This window comes from Pseudomonas sp. A014, from assembly GCF_052378495.1.
Taxonomy (GTDB): Bacteria; Pseudomonadota; Gammaproteobacteria; order Pseudomonadales; family Pseudomonadaceae; genus Aquipseudomonas; species Aquipseudomonas machongensis.
The window spans coordinates 5979244-5998477 of record NZ_CP199001.1 but is presented as its reverse complement, the minus strand read 5'-3'; the positions used below and the strand labels follow the sequence as shown (position 1 = coordinate 5998477).

General features: G+C 59.0%; 20 protein-coding genes. 19 read left to right on the top strand and 1 reads right to left on the bottom strand.

What is annotated here, in order from left to right; translation table 11 throughout:
- Nucleotides 1-4: 4 nt before the first annotated feature.
- The 15 genes from ACTYOL_RS27575 (at nucleotide 5) to ACTYOL_RS27505 (ending at nucleotide 15394) form a co-directional block, all read left to right on the top strand.
- Nucleotides 5-877, top strand: coding sequence for a ParB/RepB/Spo0J family partition protein (locus ACTYOL_RS27575; RefSeq protein ID WP_054893011.1), 873 nt, complete (start codon nucleotides 5-7; stop codon nucleotides 875-877).
- Between the two features lie 149 nt (nucleotides 878-1026).
- Entirely contained in the window at nucleotides 1027-1434 is a 408-nt protein-coding gene (locus tag ACTYOL_RS27570; RefSeq protein ID WP_054893010.1) for a F0F1 ATP synthase subunit I, read from the top strand.
- A gap of 16 nt (nucleotides 1435-1450) precedes the next feature.
- Entirely contained in the window at nucleotides 1451-2320 is an 870-nt protein-coding gene (gene atpB, locus ACTYOL_RS27565; RefSeq protein ID WP_054893009.1) for a F0F1 ATP synthase subunit A, read from the top strand.
- Nucleotides 2321-2463: 143 nt separating this feature from the next.
- Nucleotides 2464-2721 carry a F0F1 ATP synthase subunit C gene (gene atpE / locus ACTYOL_RS27560; protein WP_003097235.1) on the top strand — a complete coding sequence of 86 codons (258 nt, stop codon included), beginning with the start codon at nucleotides 2464-2466 and terminating at the stop codon, nucleotides 2719-2721.
- A gap of 57 nt (nucleotides 2722-2778) precedes the next feature.
- The gene (locus ACTYOL_RS27555) at nucleotides 2779-3249 is read left to right on the top strand and encodes a F0F1 ATP synthase subunit B (RefSeq protein ID WP_054893008.1); all 471 of its coding nucleotides are present in this window, start codon (nucleotides 2779-2781) and stop codon (nucleotides 3247-3249) included.
- A gap of 12 nt (nucleotides 3250-3261) precedes the next feature.
- Complete coding sequence (locus tag ACTYOL_RS27550; protein ID WP_054893007.1) at nucleotides 3262-3798, top strand: F0F1 ATP synthase subunit delta; 537 nt, start codon at nucleotides 3262-3264, stop codon at nucleotides 3796-3798.
- A gap of 21 nt (nucleotides 3799-3819) precedes the next feature.
- Nucleotides 3820-5364 carry a F0F1 ATP synthase subunit alpha gene (gene atpA, locus ACTYOL_RS27545; protein WP_054893006.1) on the top strand — a complete coding sequence of 515 codons (1545 nt, stop codon included), beginning with the start codon at nucleotides 3820-3822 and terminating at the stop codon, nucleotides 5362-5364.
- A gap of 48 nt (nucleotides 5365-5412) precedes the next feature.
- On the top strand, nucleotides 5413-6273 hold the full coding sequence (gene atpG, locus ACTYOL_RS27540; protein WP_003253195.1) for a F0F1 ATP synthase subunit gamma: 861 nt from the start codon (nucleotides 5413-5415) through the stop codon (nucleotides 6271-6273).
- A 27-nt stretch (nucleotides 6274-6300) separates the two neighbouring features.
- Nucleotides 6301-7677 (top strand): F0F1 ATP synthase subunit beta, encoded by a 1377-nt coding sequence (gene atpD / locus ACTYOL_RS27535; RefSeq protein ID WP_054893004.1) that lies wholly within the window; start codon nucleotides 6301-6303, stop codon nucleotides 7675-7677.
- Between the two features lie 44 nt (nucleotides 7678-7721).
- Complete coding sequence (locus tag ACTYOL_RS27530; protein ID WP_054893003.1) at nucleotides 7722-8141, top strand: F0F1 ATP synthase subunit epsilon; 420 nt, start codon at nucleotides 7722-7724, stop codon at nucleotides 8139-8141.
- 121 nt (nucleotides 8142-8262) lie between these two features.
- The gene (glmU, locus tag ACTYOL_RS27525; protein ID WP_197891755.1) at nucleotides 8263-9630 is read left to right on the top strand and encodes a bifunctional UDP-N-acetylglucosamine diphosphorylase/glucosamine-1-phosphate N-acetyltransferase GlmU; all 1368 of its coding nucleotides are present in this window, start codon (nucleotides 8263-8265) and stop codon (nucleotides 9628-9630) included.
- 180 nt (nucleotides 9631-9810) lie between these two features.
- Nucleotides 9811-10587: a DeoR/GlpR family DNA-binding transcription regulator gene (locus ACTYOL_RS27520; RefSeq protein WP_444757376.1), complete on the top strand. Its 777-nt coding sequence runs from the start codon at nucleotides 9811-9813 to the stop codon at nucleotides 10585-10587.
- A gap of 2 nt (nucleotides 10588-10589) precedes the next feature.
- The gene (glmS, locus tag ACTYOL_RS27515) at nucleotides 10590-12425 is read left to right on the top strand and encodes a glutamine--fructose-6-phosphate transaminase (isomerizing) (protein ID WP_444757375.1); all 1836 of its coding nucleotides are present in this window, start codon (nucleotides 10590-10592) and stop codon (nucleotides 12423-12425) included.
- Nucleotides 12426-12721: 296 nt separating this feature from the next.
- Nucleotides 12722-15142 (top strand): S-type pyocin domain-containing protein, encoded by a 2421-nt coding sequence (locus tag ACTYOL_RS27510; RefSeq protein ID WP_444757374.1) that lies wholly within the window; start codon nucleotides 12722-12724, stop codon nucleotides 15140-15142.
- 12 nt (nucleotides 15143-15154) lie between these two features.
- Nucleotides 15155-15394, top strand: coding sequence for a pyocin S6 family toxin immunity protein (locus ACTYOL_RS27505; RefSeq protein ID WP_153774320.1), 240 nt, complete (start codon nucleotides 15155-15157; stop codon nucleotides 15392-15394).
- A 197-nt stretch (nucleotides 15395-15591) separates the two neighbouring features.
- Here the strand turns inward: ACTYOL_RS27505 and ACTYOL_RS27500 are convergent, their stop codons facing one another.
- Nucleotides 15592-16968 carry an amino acid permease gene (locus ACTYOL_RS27500; protein WP_153774321.1) on the bottom strand — a complete coding sequence of 459 codons (1377 nt, stop codon included), beginning with the start codon at nucleotides 16966-16968 and terminating at the stop codon, nucleotides 15592-15594.
- Between ACTYOL_RS27500 and ACTYOL_RS27495 the strand changes: the two genes are divergently transcribed.
- The 4 genes from ACTYOL_RS27495 (at nucleotide 16967) to hcnB (ending at nucleotide 19233) form a co-directional block, all read left to right on the top strand.
- Nucleotides 16967-17206, top strand: coding sequence for a hypothetical protein (locus tag ACTYOL_RS27495; RefSeq protein ID WP_153774322.1), 240 nt, complete (start codon nucleotides 16967-16969; stop codon nucleotides 17204-17206). The two genes, ACTYOL_RS27500 and ACTYOL_RS27495, sit on opposite strands and share 2 nt — an antisense overlap.
- 62 nt (nucleotides 17207-17268) lie before the next feature.
- The gene (locus tag ACTYOL_RS27490; protein WP_306109881.1) at nucleotides 17269-17436 is read left to right on the top strand and encodes a DUF417 family protein; all 168 of its coding nucleotides are present in this window, start codon (nucleotides 17269-17271) and stop codon (nucleotides 17434-17436) included.
- A 91-nt stretch (nucleotides 17437-17527) separates the two neighbouring features.
- Complete coding sequence (hcnA, locus tag ACTYOL_RS27485) at nucleotides 17528-17842, top strand: cyanide-forming glycine dehydrogenase subunit HcnA (protein WP_153774323.1); 315 nt, start codon at nucleotides 17528-17530, stop codon at nucleotides 17840-17842.
- Nucleotides 17839-19233 (top strand): cyanide-forming glycine dehydrogenase subunit HcnB, encoded by a 1395-nt coding sequence (hcnB, locus tag ACTYOL_RS27480; RefSeq protein WP_153774324.1) that lies wholly within the window; start codon nucleotides 17839-17841, stop codon nucleotides 19231-19233. Before hcnA ends, hcnB begins: the two co-directional genes overlap by 4 nt.
- The last annotated feature ends 1 nt before the right edge of the window (nucleotide 19234 follow it).

Here is a 19234-nt window from a genome sequence, read left to right as displayed (position 1 = left end):
CCGCATGGCCATCAAGAAACGCGGTCTCGGACGTGGGTTGGATGCACTGCTCAGTGGTCCTTCCGTCAGCGCGCTCGAAGAGCAGGCTGTCACGGTCGACCAGAAGGAACTGCAGCGCCTGCCGGTCGAACTGATCCAGCGTGGCAAGTACCAACCTCGCCGTGACATGGACCCGGAGGCGCTGGAAGAGCTGGCGCATTCGATCCGCAATCATGGTGTGATGCAGCCGATCGTGGTTCGCCCGATTGGCGAAGGCCGCTACGAGATCATCGCCGGTGAGCGTCGCTGGCGCGCCACCCAGCAGGCTGGTCTGGACACTATTCCGGCCATGGTCCGTGAAGTGCCTGACGAAGCAGCCATCGCGATGGCGCTGATCGAGAACATCCAGCGCGAGGATCTCAACCCGCTGGAAGAAGCCCTTGCCCTGCAGCGGTTGCAGCAGGAGTTCGAGCTGACCCAGCAACAGGTGGCCGATGCCGTGGGCAAGTCGCGCGTCACCGTAGCCAACCTGCTGCGCCTGATCAGCCTCCCTGAGGCGATCAAGACCATGCTCGCCCACGGCGACCTGGAAATGGGCCATGCGCGCGCATTGCTGGGGCTTGAGGAAAGCAGGCAGGAAGAAGGGGCGCGACATGTTGTCGCACGAGGCCTCACCGTGCGCCAAACCGAGGCACTGGTGCGTCAGTGGCTCAACGGCAAGCCTGAGCCGGTGGAATCGAGCAAACCTGATCCGGATATTGCCCGGCTGGAACAGCGGCTGGCAGAGCGCCTGGGCTCTTCGGTGCAGATTCGCCATGGCGACAAGGGCAAGGGCCAGTTGGTCATTCGCTACAACTCCCTCGACGAGCTTCAGGGTGTACTTGCTCACATCCGCTGAAACAATTCCCGTTGTAGCGCGCAGTCGGAAATCACTACCCAAGAGTTGAATAGGGGTTAATCCACCCCTATACTCTGCGCGCATTTTGTCGGCACAAATTATGCCAAGTCATAGCTGACTGGGCAGTCGACTTTCGAGGAGCAGTTTTGATGGAAATCCGCACGCCAAACCGCCTGCCTTTCCATCGCTGGGCGGTTTTCCCGGTACTGCTGGCTCAATTTGGGGTGTTATTGCTGGCAACGTTGGTGTTGTGGCAGTGGCAGGGCAAGGTCAGCGGTTATTCGGGCCTCTGTGGAGGCTTGATCGGCTGGCTGCCCAACGTGTATTTCGCCTGGAAGGCTTTTCGCTTCAGCGGAGCCCGGGCGGCGCAGGCCATCGTCAAGTCGTTCTACGCAGGCGAGGCAGGCAAATTGATTTTGACGGCAGTGCTGTTCGCACTGACCTTTGCAGGAGTGAAGCCACTGGCGCCGTTAGCAGTATTCGGCGTCTTCCTGCTGACTCTCACGGTCAGCTGGTTCGCGCCACTGCTGATGAATAAAAGACTTTCGAGACCTTAGGGCGTTTGAGGCAACCATGGCAGCAGAAACCGCTTCGGGCTATATCCAGCACCACTTGCAGAACCTGACCTACGGTCAACTACCAGACGGCAGTTGGGGCCTGGCCCATTCGGCTGCCGAAGCCAAGGCAATGGGCTTCTGGGCATTCCACCTGGACACCCTGGGCTGGTCCGTTGCACTGGGTCTGATCTTCCTGTTCATCTTCCGCATGGCGGCCAAGAAGGCGACCTCCGGTCAGCCTGGCGCCCTGCAGAACTTCGTCGAAGTACTGGTCGACTTCGTTCACGGCAGCGTGAAGGACTCGTTCCACGGTCGTAGCCCGGTCATCGCACCGCTGGCCCTGACCATCTTCGTCTGGGTGTTCCTGATGAACGCCATCGACCTGGTACCGGTCGACTGGATTCCGCAGCTGGCGATCCTGATCTCGGGCGATCCGCACATTCCGTTCCGTGCCGTATCGACCACCGACCCGAACGCCACCCTGGGCATGGCCCTGAGCGTGTTCGCGCTGATCATCTTCTACAGCATCAAGGTCAAGGGCATCGGCGGCTTCATCGGTGAGCTCACGCTCCACCCGTTCGGTAGCAAGAACATCTTCGTGCAGATCCTGCTGATCCCGGTGAACTTCCTGCTGGAATTCGTCACCCTGATCGCCAAACCGATCTCCCTGGCACTGCGTCTGTTCGGCAACATGTATGCCGGCGAGCTGGTGTTCATCCTGATCGCCGTGATGTTCGGCACCGGCATCCTCTGGCTCAGCGGCCTGGGTGTGGTGCTGCAATGGGCGTGGGCGGTGTTCCACATCCTGATCATCACGCTGCAAGCATTCATCTTCATGATGCTCACCATCGTCTACCTGTCGATGGCGCACGAAGATAACCATTAAGACCGCCTGGCGTGTCTGATAGTCTTCCCCGCCTGTTCGGGGGGAAGACTGAAAAAGTCCGCAAGGGCAGTTGTTTCAAACGATTTGTTTTACCGCTTCAATTAAAAAACCTAACCAATACGACGTAAAAGTCGGGAGGAAAGATGGAAACTGTAGTTGGTCTGACCGCTATCGCTGTTGCTCTGCTGATCGGCCTGGGTGCTCTGGGTACCGCCATTGGTTTCGGCCTGCTGGGCGGCAAGTTCCTGGAAGGCGCTGCTCGTCAGCCTGAGATGGTTCCGATGCTGCAGGTCAAAATGTTCATCGTTGCCGGTCTGCTCGACGCCGTAACCATGATCGGTGTTGGTATCGCTCTGTTCTTCACCTTCGCGAATCCCTTCGTTGGTCAGATCGCCGGCTAATCACTCGTTTTTACGAGTTGATTGGTGTGATGGACAAAGACCGAGCGAGGTGTTGGCGTGAACATTAATGCAACCCTGATTGGCCAATCCGTTGCTTTTCTGATTTTTGTGCTGTTCTGCATGAAGTATGTATGGCCTCCGGTCATCACTGCTCTGCACGAGCGCCAAAAGAAGATTGCCGACGGCTTGGACGCTGCCAACCGCGCAGCTCGCGACCTGGAGCTGGCCCAAGAGAAAGCGGGTCAGCAACTGCGTGAAGCAAAAGCACAGGCAGCCGAAATCATTGAGCAAAGCAAGAAACGCGCTGCTCAGCTTGTCGAGGAAGCCCGTGATCAGGCTCGCGTCGAAGCTGACCGTGTGAAGGCTCAGGCTCAAGCCGAGATCGAACAGGAACTCAACAGCATCAAAGACGCCCTGCGTGCCCAAGTGGGTGCCCTGGCCGTTGGCGGCGCTGAAAAGATCCTTGGCGCCACAATCGATCAAAACGCGCATGCGGAGCTGGTTAACAAACTGGCCGCTGAAATTTAAGCGAGGGCGATCATGGCAGAACTGACCACGTTGGCCCGACCTTACGCTAAGGCAGCTTTCGAGCACGCCCAGGCCCAGCAGCAACTGGCCAATTGGTCAGCCATGCTCGGCCTGGCTGCTGCGGTGTCGGAAGACGGCACCATGCAGCGCCTGCTCAAGGCCCCGCAACTGACTAGCGCAGAAAAGGCCGCCGCATTCATTGAAGTGTGCGGTGACAAGTTCGATGTACAGGCACAGAATTTCATTCATGTTGCCGCGGAAAACGACCGTCTCCTGCTTCTTCCGGAGATCGCCGCTCTGTTCGACCTGTACAAGGCCGAGCAAGAGAAATCCGTGGACGTGGAAGTCACCAGTGCTTTTGCGTTGAACCAAGAACAGCAAGACAAACTCGCCAAGGTTCTCAGTGCACGGCTCAGCCGGGAAGTGCGCCTGCACGCGTCGGAGGATGCCAGCCTGATCGGCGGCGTCGTCATCCGCGCCGGCGACCTGGTAATCGATGGCTCGGTTCGCGGCAAGATCGCGAAACTGGCCGAAGCATTGAAATCTTGAGTTTGAAGGGGCAGCAGAGCAATGCAGCAACTCAATCCTTCCGAAATTAGTGAAATCATCAAGGGTCGCATCGAGAAACTCGATGTCGGCTCCCAAGCCCGTAACGAAGGTACCGTTGTTTCGGTATCCGACGGTATCGTGCGGATCCACGGTCTGGCCGACGTCATGTACGGCGAAATGATCGAGTTCCCTGGCAGCGTGTTCGGCATGGCACTGAACCTGGAGCAAGACTCCGTAGGTGCAGTGATCCTGGGTGCCTATGACACCCTCGCCGAAGGCATGAGCGCCAAGTGCACCGGCCGCATCCTGGAAGTTCCGGTTGGTAAGGAACTGCTGGGTCGCGTCGTTGACGCACTGGGCAACCCGATCGACGGCAAAGGTCCGCTGGGCAACACCCAGACCGACGCGGTCGAGAAAGTGGCCCCAGGCGTGATCTGGCGTAAGTCGGTAGACCAGCCTGTACAGACTGGCTACAAGTCCGTCGACGCCATGATCCCAGTCGGCCGTGGCCAGCGCGAGCTGATCATCGGTGACCGCCAGATCGGCAAGACCGCCATGGCCATCGACGCCATCATCAACCAGAAAGACTCCGGTATTTTCTGTGTTTATGTGGCTGTCGGCCAAAAGCGTTCGACCGTTGCCAACATCGTTCGCAAGCTCGAAGAAGCCGGCGCCCTGGCCAACACCATCGTGGTCGTTGCCAGTGCTTCGGAATCCGCCGCACTGCAGTTCCTGGCGCCATACGCCGGCTGCACCATGGGCGAGTTCTTCCGTGACCGCGGTGAAGATGCCCTGATCGTCTACGATGACCTGTCCAAGCAGGCTGTTGCCTACCGTCAGATCTCCCTGCTGCTGCGCCGTCCACCAGGACGTGAAGCGTACCCAGGCGACGTGTTCTATCTCCACTCCCGTCTGCTGGAGCGTGCATCGCGCGTTTCGGAAGAGTACGTCGAGAAGTTCACCAACGGCGCAGTGACTGGCAAGACCGGTTCCCTGACCGCCCTGCCGATCATCGAAACCCAGGCTGGCGACGTTTCCGCGTTCGTTCCGACCAACGTGATCTCGATCACCGACGGTCAGATCTTCCTGGAATCGGCCATGTTCAACTCGGGCATCCGCCCAGCAGTGAACGCCGGTGTTTCGGTATCCCGTGTAGGTGGTGCCGCTCAGACCAAGATCATCAAGAAACTGTCCGGCGGTATCCGTACCGCACTGGCTCAGTACCGTGAACTGGCTGCATTCGCCCAGTTCGCTTCGGATCTGGACGAGGCTACCCGCAAGCAGCTGGAGCATGGTCAGCGCGTTACCGAGCTGATGAAGCAGAAGCAGTACGCGCCAATGTCGATCGCCGACATGGCCCTGTCGCTGTACGCCGCTGAGCGTGGTTTCCTGACTGACGTAGAAGTCTCCAAGGTCGGCAGCTTCGAGCAAGCGCTGATCGCCTACTTCCACCGCGATCACGCCGAGCTGTTGGCCAAGATCAACGTGAAAGGTGACTTCAACGACGAAATCGACGCTGGCATGAAAGCTGGTATCGAGAAGTTCAAGGCCACCCAGACCTGGTAAGCCGCAGCGGGGGCTCCGGCCCCCGCTTGCTAACCTGATAGGTGATACATGGCAGGCGCAAAAGAGATTCGCAGTAAGATTGCGAGCATCAAAAGCACGCAAAAAATTACCAGCGCCATGGAGAAAGTGGCGGTCAGCAAAATGCGCAAAGCACAAATGCGCATGGCTGCTAGCCGTCCTTACGCGGAGCGTATCCGCCAGGTGATCGGTCATCTGGCCAACGCCAACCCGGAATACCGCCACCCGTTCATGATCGAGCGCCCTGTAAAGCGCGCCGGTTATATCGTGGTGAGCAGTGACCGTGGTCTGTGCGGTGGCTTGAATACCAACCTGTTCAAGGCCCTGGTCAAGGACATGAGCGCAAACCGCGAACAGGGCGTGGAAATCGACCTGTGCGTGATCGGCAGCAAGGGTGCGACTTTCTTCCGCATCTTTGGCGGCAACGTCGTAGCCGCGATCAGCCACCTGGGCGAAGAGCCATCGATCAACGATCTGATCGGCTCCGTCAAAGTGATGCTGGACGCCTACCTCGATGGCCGTATCGATCGCCTCTCGGTGGTTTCGAACAAGTTCATCAACACCATGACCCAAAAACCGACGGTCGAGCAATTGGTACCGTTGGTGGCAACCCCGGATCAGGATCTCAAGCATCACTGGGATTACCTGTACGAACCCGACGCAAAAGAGCTGCTGGACGGCTTGATGGTGCGTTACGTGGAGTCGCAGGTATACCAGGCGGTGGTCGAGAACAACGCTGCTGAACAAGCGGCCCGGATGATCGCCATGAAGAACGCCACAGACAACGCCGGTGATTTGATCAAAGAGCTGCAATTGATCTACAACAAGGCGCGTCAGGCTGCGATCACCCAGGAGATCTCGGAAATCGTCGGCGGCGCTGCCGCGGTTTAACGGTTCAAAAATTCAGAGGATCCAGCTATGAGTAGCGGACGTATCGTTCAAATCATCGGCGCCGTCATCGACGTGGAATTCCCACGTGACGTCGTGCCGAGTGTTTACAACGCGCTGAAAGTACAAGGCGCGGAAACCACCCTGGAAGTTCAGCAGCAGCTGGGCGACGGCGTGGTTCGTACCATTGCGATGGGCTCGACCGAAGGCCTGAAGCGCGGTCTGGACGTCGTCGATACCGGCGCGGCCATCTCCGTTCCAGTGGGTAAGGCCACTCTGGGCCGTATCATGGACGTCCTCGGCAACCCGATCGACGAAGCCGGCCCGATCGGCGAAGAAGAGCGTCGCGGTATCCACCAGCCAGCGCCTTCGTTCGCTGACCAGGCAGGCGGCAACGACCTGCTGGAAACCGGCATCAAGGTTATCGACCTGGTTTGCCCGTTCGCCAAGGGTGGTAAGGTTGGTCTGTTCGGTGGTGCCGGTGTCGGCAAGACCGTAAACATGATGGAACTGATCCGTAACATCGCCATGGAACACAGCGGTTACTCCGTGTTCGCTGGTGTGGGTGAGCGTACTCGTGAGGGTAACGACTTCTACCACGAGATGAAGGACTCCAACGTTCTCGACAAGGTAGCGCTGGTCTACGGTCAGATGAACGAGCCACCAGGAAACCGTCTGCGCGTTGCGCTGACCGGCCTGACCATGGCTGAGAAGTTCCGTGACGAAGGTAACGACGTTCTGCTGTTCGTCGACAACATCTATCGTTACACCCTGGCCGGTACCGAAGTATCCGCACTGCTGGGCCGTATGCCTTCGGCAGTAGGTTACCAGCCGACCCTGGCTGAAGAGATGGGCGTTCTGCAAGAGCGCATCACTTCGACCAAAGAAGGTTCGATCACCTCCGTTCAGGCCGTATACGTACCTGCGGACGACCTGACCGACCCGTCGCCAGCGACCACCTTCGCCCACTTGGACGCCACCGTCGTTCTGTCCCGTGACATCGCCTCCCTGGGTATCTACCCAGCGGTCGACCCACTGGACTCGACTTCGCGCCAGCTGGACCCGAACGTGATCGGCACCGAGCACTACGAGACCGCTCGTGGCGTTCAGTATGTTCTGCAGCGCTACAAAGAGCTCAAGGACATCATCGCGATCCTGGGTATGGACGAGCTGTCCGAAGCCGACAAGCAACTGGTTGCCCGCGCTCGTAAGATCCAGCGCTTCCTGTCGCAGCCGTTCTTCGTGGCCGAAGTCTTCACCGGCTCGCCAGGCAAGTACGTTTCGCTCAAGGACACCATCGCTGGCTTCAGCGGCATCCTCAAAGGTGACTACGACCACCTGCCAGAACAAGCGTTCTACATGGTCGGCAGCATCGACGAAGCGATCGAGAAAGCCAAGAAACTGTAATCCCGGCGCCCCGAAAGGGGCGCTAATCAGGTTGAGGCAAGCAGATGGCTATGACAGTCCATTGCGACATCGTCAGCGCAGAGGGAGAGATCTTCTCCGGCCTGGTCGAGATGGTAGTAGCGCACGGCAACCTGGGCGATCTGGGTATCGCTCCAGGCCACGCGCCGCTGATCACCAATCTCAAGCCGGGTCCGATCACGCTGACCAAGCAGGGTGGCACTCAAGAGGTGTTCTACATCTCCGGTGGCTTCCTCGAAGTGCAGCCGAACATGGTCAAGGTTCTTGCCGACACCGTGCAACGTGCTGCCGACCTGGACGAAGCTCAGGCTCAGGAAGCCCTCAAGGCTGCCGAGAACGCGCTGAACACTAAGGGCTCGGACTTCGACTACGGCGCTGCTGCCGCACGTCTGGCCGAGGCTGCAGCTCAGCTGCGTACTGTCCAGCAATTGCGCAAGGGCAAGTGATCCGGTCCTACCGGTAACCTGCGTTGCGATTGAGTTAAAGGGTAGCCTCGGCTACCCTTTTTCTTTTCCGAATTTTCCCCTTCGGTCACATCCCTGACCGCCCAGGATTGGTAGCCAGTCAATGTCACTCGATATCGTTATTCTCGCCGCAGGCCAAGGCACCCGCATGCGCTCTTCGCTGCCCAAGGTACTGCATCCGGTCGCCGGTAATTCCATGCTTGGCCACGTTATCCACAGCGCGCGTCAGTTGCAGCCGAAGGGTATCCATGTGGTCATCGGTCATGGTGCAGAGCTGGTACGTGAACGCCTGGCGGCTGACGATCTGAATTTCGTCATGCAGGACAAACAGCTTGGCACCGGCCATGCCGTCGCCCAGGCACTGCCGGCGATCACCGCCGATACTGTGCTGGTGCTCTATGGCGACGTGCCGTTGATCGAGGTGGGGACGCTCGAGCGGCTTCTGGCCAAGGTCAATGAACAGCAACTCGGCCTGCTGACCGTCACCCTGCAGGATCCAACCGGTTACGGCCGCATCGTGCGTGATGCCCAAGGCCGGGTAGCGGCCATCGTCGAGCACAAGGACGCCAGTGAAGCACAGCGGGCGATCAAGGAAGGCAACACGGGCATCCTCGCGATGCCGGCCGCGCGGCTGGCAGACTGGATGGGGCGCCTGTCCAACAACAACGCCCAAGGCGAGTACTACCTCACCGACGTGATTGCCATGGCCGTGGCCGATGGCCTGGTGGTTGCCACCGAGCAGCCGCATGACGCCATGGAAGTGCAGGGCGCCAACGACCGCCTGCAATTGTCAGAGCTTGAGCGTCACTACCAGTTGCGCGAGGGACGCCGACTGATGGCCCAGGGCGTGACCCTGCGTGACCCCGCGCGTTTCGATGTGCGTGGCGAGGTGATCGTGGGGCGCGATGTGCTGATCGACATCAACGTCATCCTCGAAGGCAAGGTGATCATCGAAGACGATGTGCAGATCGGCCCTAACTGCGTGATCAAGAACAGCACCCTGCGCAAGGGCGCTGTGGTCAAGGCCAACAGCCATCTCGAAGGTGCGGTGATGGGCGAGGGCAGCGATGCCGGCCCGTTCGCTCGCCTGCGCCCAGGCAGCGTACTGGAGGCCAAAGCCCATGTGGGTAACTTCGTCGAGCTGAAGAACGCCCATCTGGGCGAGGGCGCCAAGGCCGGTCACCTGACGTATCTGGGCGACGCCGAGATCGGTGCGCGCACCAACATCGGCGCGGGTACCATCACCTGCAACTACGATGGCGCGAACAAGTTCAAGACCTTGCTGGGCGAAGATGTGTTCATCGGTTCGAACAACTCGCTGGTCGCACCTGTGGAAATCAAGGACGGCGCTACCACGGCTGCCGGCTCGACCATCAATCAGTCTGTTGAAGCTGGCCAGTTGGCCGTTGCTCGCGCACGCCAACGCAATATCGATGGCTGGAAACGGCCGGAGAAGATCAAGAAAAGCTGAGTTATCCACAGATGTTTCGATCGAAAGCCGACTTATGTGAATAAGTCGGCTTTTTTTTTTGCCGGACCAGCCCGCTACACAGTAAACAGCGTCGTCAGTAAATCTATCCGCTGCTTGACGAATCCTTCATCTTAGGTTTTGATTGCAGCCATTATCTTTCGAATCGAAACTTATCCTCACATGTCGAAACGAAACACCCCTCAACGTCGCCACAATATCCTGGCCTTGCTCGCCGAGCAGGGCGAGGTAAGCGTGGACGCGCTGGCCAAGCGTTTCGAAACCTCGGAAGTGACCATTCGCAAGGATCTCGCCGCGCTGGAAGCCAATGGCCTATTGTTGCGTCGTTACGGCGGTGCGGTGCCAGTGCCGCAGGAGATGCTGGGTGAGGCCGCTCAGCCGGTTTCCAGTTACAAGAAAGCCATCGCCCGCGCAGCTGTCGGACGCATTCGCGAACATGCACGCATCATCATCGACAGCGGCAGTACCACTGCAGCAATGATCCCAGAGCTCGGGCGCCAGCCCGGCTTGGTCGTGATGACCAACTCCTTGAACGTAGCCCGAGCCATCAGCGAGCTCGAGCACGAGCCGGTGCTACTGATGACCGGTGGTACCTGGGACCCGCATTCCGAGTCGTTCCAGGGTCAGGTCCCCGAGCAGGTACTACGCTCATACGATTTCGACCAGTTGTTCATCGGTGCCGACGGCATCGACCTGAACCGCGGCACCACCACCTTCAACGAACTGCTCGGCCTGAGCCGGGTGATGGCGGAAGTGGCCCGAGAAGTGATCGTGATGGTCGAATCGGACAAGGTCGGGCGCAAGATCCCCAACCTCGAGCTGCCCTGGAGCAGCGTTACCACCCTTATTACAGATGATCGCCTGCCCGCAGCGGCACGCGAACAGATTCAAGCCCGCGGCATCAACCTGATCTGCGCCGCGATCAGCCAGGAGCAATAACCATGTGTGGAATCGTCGGTGCAGTCGCCGAGCGCAACATCACCTCCATCCTTATCGAGGGCCTCAAGCGCCTGGAATACCGTGGCTACGACAGCGCGGGCCTGGCGGTCGTCACCCAGCAGGGCGAGCTCGATCGTCGTCGCCGCATCGGCAAGGTGAGCGAGCTGGAAGCCGCGGTGGCTGCCGAGCCGCTCGACGGTCACCTGGGCATCGCTCACACCCGTTGGGCTACCCACGGCGCACCGACCGAGCACAATGCCCACCCGCACTTCTCCGGCCAGGAAGTGGCCGTGGTGCACAACGGCATCATCGAGAACCACGAAGAGCTGCGTGAAGAACTCAAGGCCCTTGGCTACGTGTTCACCTCGCAGACCGATACCGAGGTGATCATCCACCTGATCCACCACACCCTCAAGAGCATTCCCGACCTGACCGATGCCTTCAAGACTGTGGTCAAGCGTCTGCATGGTGCCTACGGTCTGTCGGTGATCAGCGTCAAGCAGCCGGACCGTCTGGTTGCTGCGCGCAGCGGCAGCCCGCTGGTGATCGGCCTGGGTCATGGCGAGAACTTCCTGGCCTCCGACCAGCTCGCGTTGCGTCAGGTCACCGACCGCTTCATGTACCTCGAGGAAGGCGATATCGCCGAAATCCGCCGCGACCAGGTGAACATCTGGGATCAGGCCGGTAGCAAGGTCCAGCGTGAAACCGTGCAGTACCACGAAGGCGCCGAGGCTGCCGACAAGGGCACCTATCGCCACTTCATGCTCAAGGAAATCCACGAGCAGCCTTCGGTGGTACAGCGCACCCTCGAAGGCCGCTTGGCCGGCGACCACGTCATGGTCCAGGCCTTCGGCCCGCAAGCTGCGGATCTGTTCGCCAAGGTGCGCAATGTACAGATCGTCGCCTGCGGCACCAGCTATCACGCCGGCATGGTCGCGCGTTACTGGCTGGAAAGCCTGGCCGGCATCCCCTGCCAGGTCGAAGTCGCCAGCGAATTCCGCTACCGCAAGGTGGTGGTGCAGCCGGACACCTTGTTCGTGTCCATCTCCCAGTCCGGCGAAACCGCCGACACCCTGGCTGCCCTGCGCAACGCCAAGGAGCTGGGCTTCCTCGGCAGCCTGGCAATCTGCAACGTTGGCATCAGCTCGCTGGTACGTGAATCCGACCTGACCCTGCTGACCCTGGCCGGCCCGGAAATCGGCGTTGCCTCGACCAAGGCCTTCACCACCCAGCTGGTCTCGCTGATGCTGCTGACCCTCGCCCTGGGCCAGGTACGCGGCAGCCTCGAAGCTGGCGTCGAAGCCGAGCTGGTCGAAGAGCTGCGCCGTCTGCCCGCGCGTCTGGGCGAAGCCCTGGCGATGGACAGCGTGGTCGAGAAGACCGCCGAACTGTTCGCCGACAAACACCACACCCTGTTCCTCGGCCGTGGTGCCCAGTATCCGGTGGCGATGGAAGGCGCGCTCAAGCTCAAGGAGATCTCCTACATTCACGCCGAAGCCTATCCGGCAGGTGAGCTCAAGCACGGCCCGCTGGCGCTGGTCGATGCCGACATGCCGGTGGTTACCGTCGCGCCGAACAACGAGCTGCTGGAAAAGCTCAAGTCGAACCTGCAGGAAGTGCGCGCCCGCGGCGGCGAGCTGGTGGTGTTCGCCGACGAGAACGCCGGCATGAGCAATGGTGAAGGCACCCATGTGATCAAGGTGCCGCACATCATCGATGCCCTGGCGCCTATCCTGTACACCATTCCGCTGCAGCTGCTGTCGTACTACGTGGCCGTGCTCAAGGGCACTGACGTTGACCAGCCGCGTAACCTGGCGAAGTCGGTGACGGTGGAGTAAACGGCTGCGCTGAGCGGGGGATGGATTTTGCGAATTAAAACTGTCGCACCGCAATAAAACTGTCGCTGACGAAGGGAGCCTTAACCGGCTCCCTTTTTCGTTGCGCACCTCGTTTCAGCTGAATCGCCCCTGGTTTCGTGAGCCACATCCAGCGCTTTGACCACGAGGTCTCCATCCGGCTTTTCTGATAAAGCCGCAGCCCGTGTACGCCCGAAGCCGCGATCGCGATACCCGCGACCTCGGCCCAGTAGCCCACCCGTCGAAAGACGCACGAGGCGACGATACCGGAGGCGACCTTGTTCAGTTCACATTTTGCAATTGATTCTTATTTCTTAAATTTGCTGTTCATCTATACAGTACTCTGGTGGCTTGCCACCTCACATCCCGAATGCGCAGGAAGGCGAACCGCTCATTTCATCGATCACGAGTTATGGAGCGATATCATGGTGCAAGGACCTATTGAATTACCCGCAACGCCTGTTACAGCCCCTGGAATTGACCCCCCTATTGGTGAGCCAGTCTATCTCGGACCAACATTTGTTGGTGAGCCCACCGTTCCCATCAACATCCCTGGGCTACCGTCAGTAAATTTTGGCCCGATTACAAGTCAGGCGCAGTTTCGAAGCGCTATGTCGGCTTACCTGACTTCGGTTTATGAAAAAGAAACAAAACGCATTAATGAACAATATCTAGCAAGCGTTGCTGTTTTAGCATCCACGCTACAAAAAGAGCTTGATACCGCGCGAGGGGGGACGTACGCAGGTGACTCTACCTCTGTCGGAGTTTTGCTTAGGGAAATAAATTTGCGCGAAAGCGCGACGAACCAAAAAACTATCCAACGTCAAACTCAGCAAACGAAGGCAAACAGCTTTTACTCTGCAGATTTTTCAAGCAAGGGGCGTGTTGATTTCATCCGGACTGTGACAGACCTCGCCATCAGTGGCAACGTAGCAGTGAATGTCATTCCCAGATGGCAGGCGTCTCTGGCTGCGACATATCAGGCCCGCTATCTTGGCGACCAAATCTCTCTGCTCAATGCTCAGGCGGCGACGTTGCGCGAACAGTTGGCCGTCGCTCAAGCTGCAGAACGAGAAGCACAAGCCGTTATTCAGTCAGTCAGCAGTGAGCTATCAGCCATTACGGAACCTGCGCAACAGCACCTGGCTACGCAAAGACAAACGCTGGAAAGTCAGTTTTCCGACTCATCGACTCTGACCCATGCTGAACGACAAGCCGCTACGCAGGCTGTCCAACAGTCGGTTCAGCAAAGTGACCAGCAGATTGATGCCCTTGCTGCAGCGGCCAGTAGTCAAATCAATGCAAACGAGCTCGCTCAGATCAGTCAATCAGTTAAAGCACAGGCGAACCTCCTCGCCTCAACGTTCACTGACGTGGTAAATCAGCTAGTGGCTGACGCCGATACGCTTATCGCTTCTCAACGCAATACGATCATTCAAGCAAGTAGTAACGCAGCTAGCCTAGTCAACGCCCGCATGGTCGAACTCATTGCACAAGTTCAAGCGAACCCAACACATGCCGCCGCCGCTGCAGCCCGGCAGAGCCTGCAGCAAACAACGAACAGCACTTATGCCATCGTAACTGACCAGCTTGACCAGGCCTCCCTCGCCGACAGCGCTAAACGACAACAAGTCATTGCTGGCATCCAGACTGCGCGAACTAACGCTCAGACGCAGTTACAGGGCGTGACTGCTCTCACTCAGAATGCCATCGCCCGGGCGGCCAGCACTTACCGGTTTGCAGGCAGTGCCGCTGCGCTGAGCATACCCGGACAAGGCGTAGTGCCTTTGGCCGAAGCAACTCTTGCTGCTCTGCGCCAAGGGATCGCGAGTGCGATCACCGCATTGGGCGGGATCACTTCTGCTACGGTCGGTGCTCCCTTTGCAGCAGGGCTTGCCGCCTTGGTTTACCCCAGTTCCACGGCCAGTCAAGCTCAAGACCAGACTCCAGCCCGTTTCCGCTATGGTATGGGGGTCGACGCCCGAGACCTTGGTCTTGCGCCGGGGGCCAATCTCAATGCTATCGCTGCTGCACAGGGTAAAGTCGAGCTGGCCTATCGATTGGCCAACGAAACACGCGGGGATGGTCGCTCTTACATTTTGGTCGTCGCTGCCGATGGGATCAACGTAACAAAGAACGTACCCGTCCGGGCGGCCACATTGGACCCGCAGACTGGGCGCTACATGGTTGTAGTGCCAAGCCTGGTGCCTGACCAGCCTCCTATCACTCTAACTTGGACGCCAGGTCGCGCCCCCGGCGAACAGTCCTCAACAACTACTACACCCACGGCGACACAGACTGTGCCAATCTACACAGGGGTAGAGCTACAGCCGCTTGAGATTGAGGCACTGTCGTACCCAGGTGAAGTGCTGGATGCCAATGACCTGATCATCACATTCCCGATTGACTCGGGAATTGAGCCGGTCTACTTGATGTTCAGTACTCCAGGATATCATCAGGCACCTGATGATTTGATTGCGTTTCCTGATGCAAAACCGGTGAAGGCTAAAAGTAGCGTTCGTGGTGGCGGTAAACTTAGAAGCCGCTGGATGGATAGTAAAGGCAGAATTTATGAGTGGGATAGTCAGCACGGAAGGGTTGAGTTATATAATAAACAAGGCAAGCATTTAGGAGAGTTTGACTCTGTCTCTGGTAATCAAACAAAGCCTGCTGTTCCTGGTCGAACTACCCCGAAGTGAGGAGTCGTTATAATGTATATTTCTTTGACAGGTTTTCTGAAAGACGATAGTCTTGATAATTCATTAAAGTTTCGCTTGCGCATCCCATCTCTTAATGAAAAAGATGTTATGAGCCTTTTGAATTGGCAGTCCCTTGAGGCTGAATCAGACGGTGAACTTCCTCTGTCTGATGAGCAAGCAGAAAAAATATTTTCTCTACTTGGCAATCCGATGCCTGACGGATTGGACTTTTTTGTTGGCGTCCGAGCTTAGCGGCAAGCCTCTACCTTGCTTAATTAGTTTGCACGGTGGAGCACATGGCCTGGGTACCCTATATGCCAAGTCCATGCTCAGGAATGCAAGAAGAGATAACGCCTTCTGACGTTTGCGCCGCGTTTGAACAAAAAATATCGGAGGCATGAGTGATTGCCTCCGATATTTTTATTTGAAAATTAAGTGCTCGACTTATATCAAGTCCGCGCCAGCTCCCGCACTTCGCCACTCCGACGCCTGCGTACCATGAAGTACGCCGCCACGATCACCAGCAAGGTCACCAGCACCAGCCAGAATTGAAAACGCGTCGCTGGGTCGATCGCCTGGGTTGCAAGCACCGACACCAGCGCCAGCAGCGCAATAACGTTGGTCAGCGGGAATCCCCAGGCCCTGAACGAGGATGGGCCCACCACTTCATGCCGGGTTTTCAGGCGCATGCCGACGTGGGCGAAAATGATGAAGATCCAGACGAAGATGATGAACGCACCGGTGCTCCTGGCCAGGGTCAGGAAGAGATCGCCGCCACTGATGAAGTGCAAGGTCAGAATCGTCACGCAAATGCAGAACGCCAGCGCCAGTGCATTGATCGGAACGCCCTTGGCGTTAGTCCGGGCGAACAGCGCCGGGGCATGTCCGCGTTGGCTGAGCGAGAACAGCATGCGCGAGTTGGAGAACATGAACGAGTTCATCACCGACATGAACGACACGAACAACACCAGTTTCATCGCCACCGCGGCACCCTTGAAACCGGCGAGGGTGAACAGCGCGACGTAGGGCGAGGCGAGGTTGGCCTTGTCGGTCCAGGGCAGGCAGAGCACCAGGATCGACACGGAACCGACATAGAACAGCATCACCCGCACGATCACGCTCTTGATCGCGCGGATCACGTTCCGGCGCGGGTTCTCCGATTCACCGGCAGCTACAGCGGCAATTTCGCTGCCGCCCAGCGAGAAGATCGCCACGATCACCCCGGCCATCACCGGCGACAGGCCATTGGGCATGAAGCCGCCATGGTCGGTGAGGTTGACCAGGCCGGGAGCGGGGATGTCTTCCTGCCACCCCAGCAGTATGGACGCGCCGAGCAGCATGAAGATAAGGATGGTGACCACCTTCAGCGCCGCCAGCCAATACTCCACTTCGGCGAACGAACGCACCGAGTAGGCGTTGCTGGCGATCAGCGTCACCAGCATGATGAAGGCGCCGATCCAGATAGGCAGCCAGGGCATGAAATCGTTGAGGATCGCGCCCAGCAACACGGCTTCGAGGGTGATGGTCATCATCGACTTGAGCCAGTACAGCCAGCCCACGGTGAAGCCCGCCCAGTTGCCGAGGTAGGTGTTGGCGTAGGTCGAGAAGGAGCCGGCGTCAGGATTGCGCGAGGCCATCTCGCCGAGCATGAACATCACCAGGGTGACGATGATGCCGCCGATCACGTAGGACAGAATCGCGGCCGGGCCGGCCGAGGCAATCAGGCTGCCGGAGCCGACGAACAACCCGGCGCCGATCACGCCGCCAAGCGCGATCATGGTGATATGCCGCTGCTTGAGGCTTTGCTTCAATCCGTTGTCTTGCATGTCCAGACTTCTCTTATTATTGGAAGAAACCGGCGCGTCCTGCGAGCGGCAAGTGCTCGCGGATCTACCTGCACGGGGCGGTGCCATCAATCGAGGTCTTGCTTCAGGCAATGGCTATCCGAGCCGACACCTTGGGCAAAGCGGCGCGTCATCTCAAACGAATTCTGCGCACAACATCCTGCGGATTTTTCCTGAGGTCAGTTTCGACGCCGATGCGCTTGAGACGATCGATGAATAACTTGAGCTGCCCGGAAGCGTCGTGGCGAAGGGGTTTGCATAGCATGTTCCTCAAAGGCATGGGTGGCGAACCTGGGCGATGCGCAGTATGGATTTCCCTACCTGTCTGGTGCCGGGCGCCTGGTGCTCAAGGATGTACTGATGCTGGCGGGAACAGTGATGTTGATTGCCGATTCGGCTCGACGGGTACTGCATCAGAAAAAATCAGGTCATACGCTGACAAAATCCTAGGAAGCTTCCTTCAATTCCTACGGCTTAGGTCAATATCTCCTCACAGTGCTTTGGCGTACCGTCGAGTCCCCTTCAAACAAGGACGAAGCCCATGCAATCACTGGAGCGAGTGCTCGACATACAGCCTGTCGTGCAGGCTGACATCACCTTTCAGATCAATGGCCAGACGGTGCAGGCCGCAGAAGGCGAGACGGTACTCAGCGTGCTCAATGCCGTTGGCCTGCGTCAGCTGGCGCGCAACGACCACGGTCAGCCAGCTGGCGCCTTCTGCGGCATGGGCGTTTGCCATTGCTGCCTGGTGGCGATAGACGGGCGGCCCAAGCGCCGAGCCTGCCAGACCGTGGTCCGGCAGGGGATGCGGGTGGAGACCGAGGTCAATCGCCTGGCCCGGGAGGTGCAGTCATGAGTCTGCGGCCGGTGATAGTGGGAGGCGGCTCGGCGGGTATGGCGGCGGCCATCGAGCTGGCCGAGCATGGCGTCGACTGCCTGCTGTTCGATGAAGCCTCGCGCCCGGGTGGCGTGGTCTATCGCGGGCCGCTGCGTGCCGGTGTCGACCTCGGTTACCTCGGCGCGCGTTACAGCAAGGCCCTGCACACGCTGCACGAAGACTTCGCCAGCAGCGCCGAACATATCGACTTGCGCCTGAACAACCGTGTGGTTGGCGGCGATCATGAGCGCCTGATGGTGCTGGATGCCGACGAGCAACTGCATGAGATCGACTATTCCCATCTGCTGCTGTCGGCCGGCTGCCACGAGCGCAATGTGCCATTCCCCGGCTGGACACTGCCTGGCGTGATGCTGCTGGGCGGGCTGCAATTGCAGATCAAGAGCGGTGTGGTCAAGCCGCTGGGCAGCACCTTGATCGCAGGTACTGGCCCGCTGCTGCCACTGGTGGCCTGCCAACTGCATGCGGCGGGCGCCAAGGTTGCCGGCGTCTACGAGGCCTGCGCCTTCAACCGTATCGCCAAGGAAAGCCTGGCGCTGCTGAACAAACCGCAGCTGTTTCTCGACGGCCTCAGCATGCTGGCGTACATGAAGCTCAACGGCATTGCGATGCACTATGGCTGGGGTGTGGTCAGCGCCAGTGGTGAAGGTGGACTGCGCGAAGTCAGCCTTGCGCCCTATGGCCAGGATTGGAAAGCCGACATGAGTCGGGTGCGGCGCGAGCCGGTGGACACCTTGGCGGTCGGTTATGGATTTATCCCGCGCACCCAGCTCAGTCAACAGTTGGGGCTGGCGCATGGGTTCAGCGACGACGGCTACCTGCGCGCGACATGCAATGTCTGGCAGCAGAGCAGCCAGGCGCATATCCACCTGGCCGGCGACATGGGCGGTATCCGTGGTGGCGAGGCAGCTATGCTGACCGGGCGCATCGCTGCGGTGTCGATCCTGCAGCAACGTGGCGTGCTCGACGCCGCCCAGGCCATCGAGCGGCGCGAGCAGTACTTGGGCAAGCTGGCCGCGATCACGCGGTTCAGGGCGGGTGTCGAGCGCTATACCCAACGTGGCGCAGCGCAAATCGAGCTGCCGCAGGCCGACACGGTGATCTGCCGCTGCGAGCACGTCACCCGTAGCGATATCGACCTGGCGCTCGAGCAAGGTGTGCAGGACATGGCCAGCCTGAAGATGCGCACGCGGGTGAGCATGGGCGACTGCCAGGGGCGCATGTGTGTGGGCTACTGCAGCGATCGCCTGCGCGCCAGCACCGGGCGAGCGGATGTCGGCTGGCTGCGACCGCGTTTCCCGATCGATCCCATCCCATTTTCCGCATTCCAGCACCTGGCCACGGAGGCCTGAG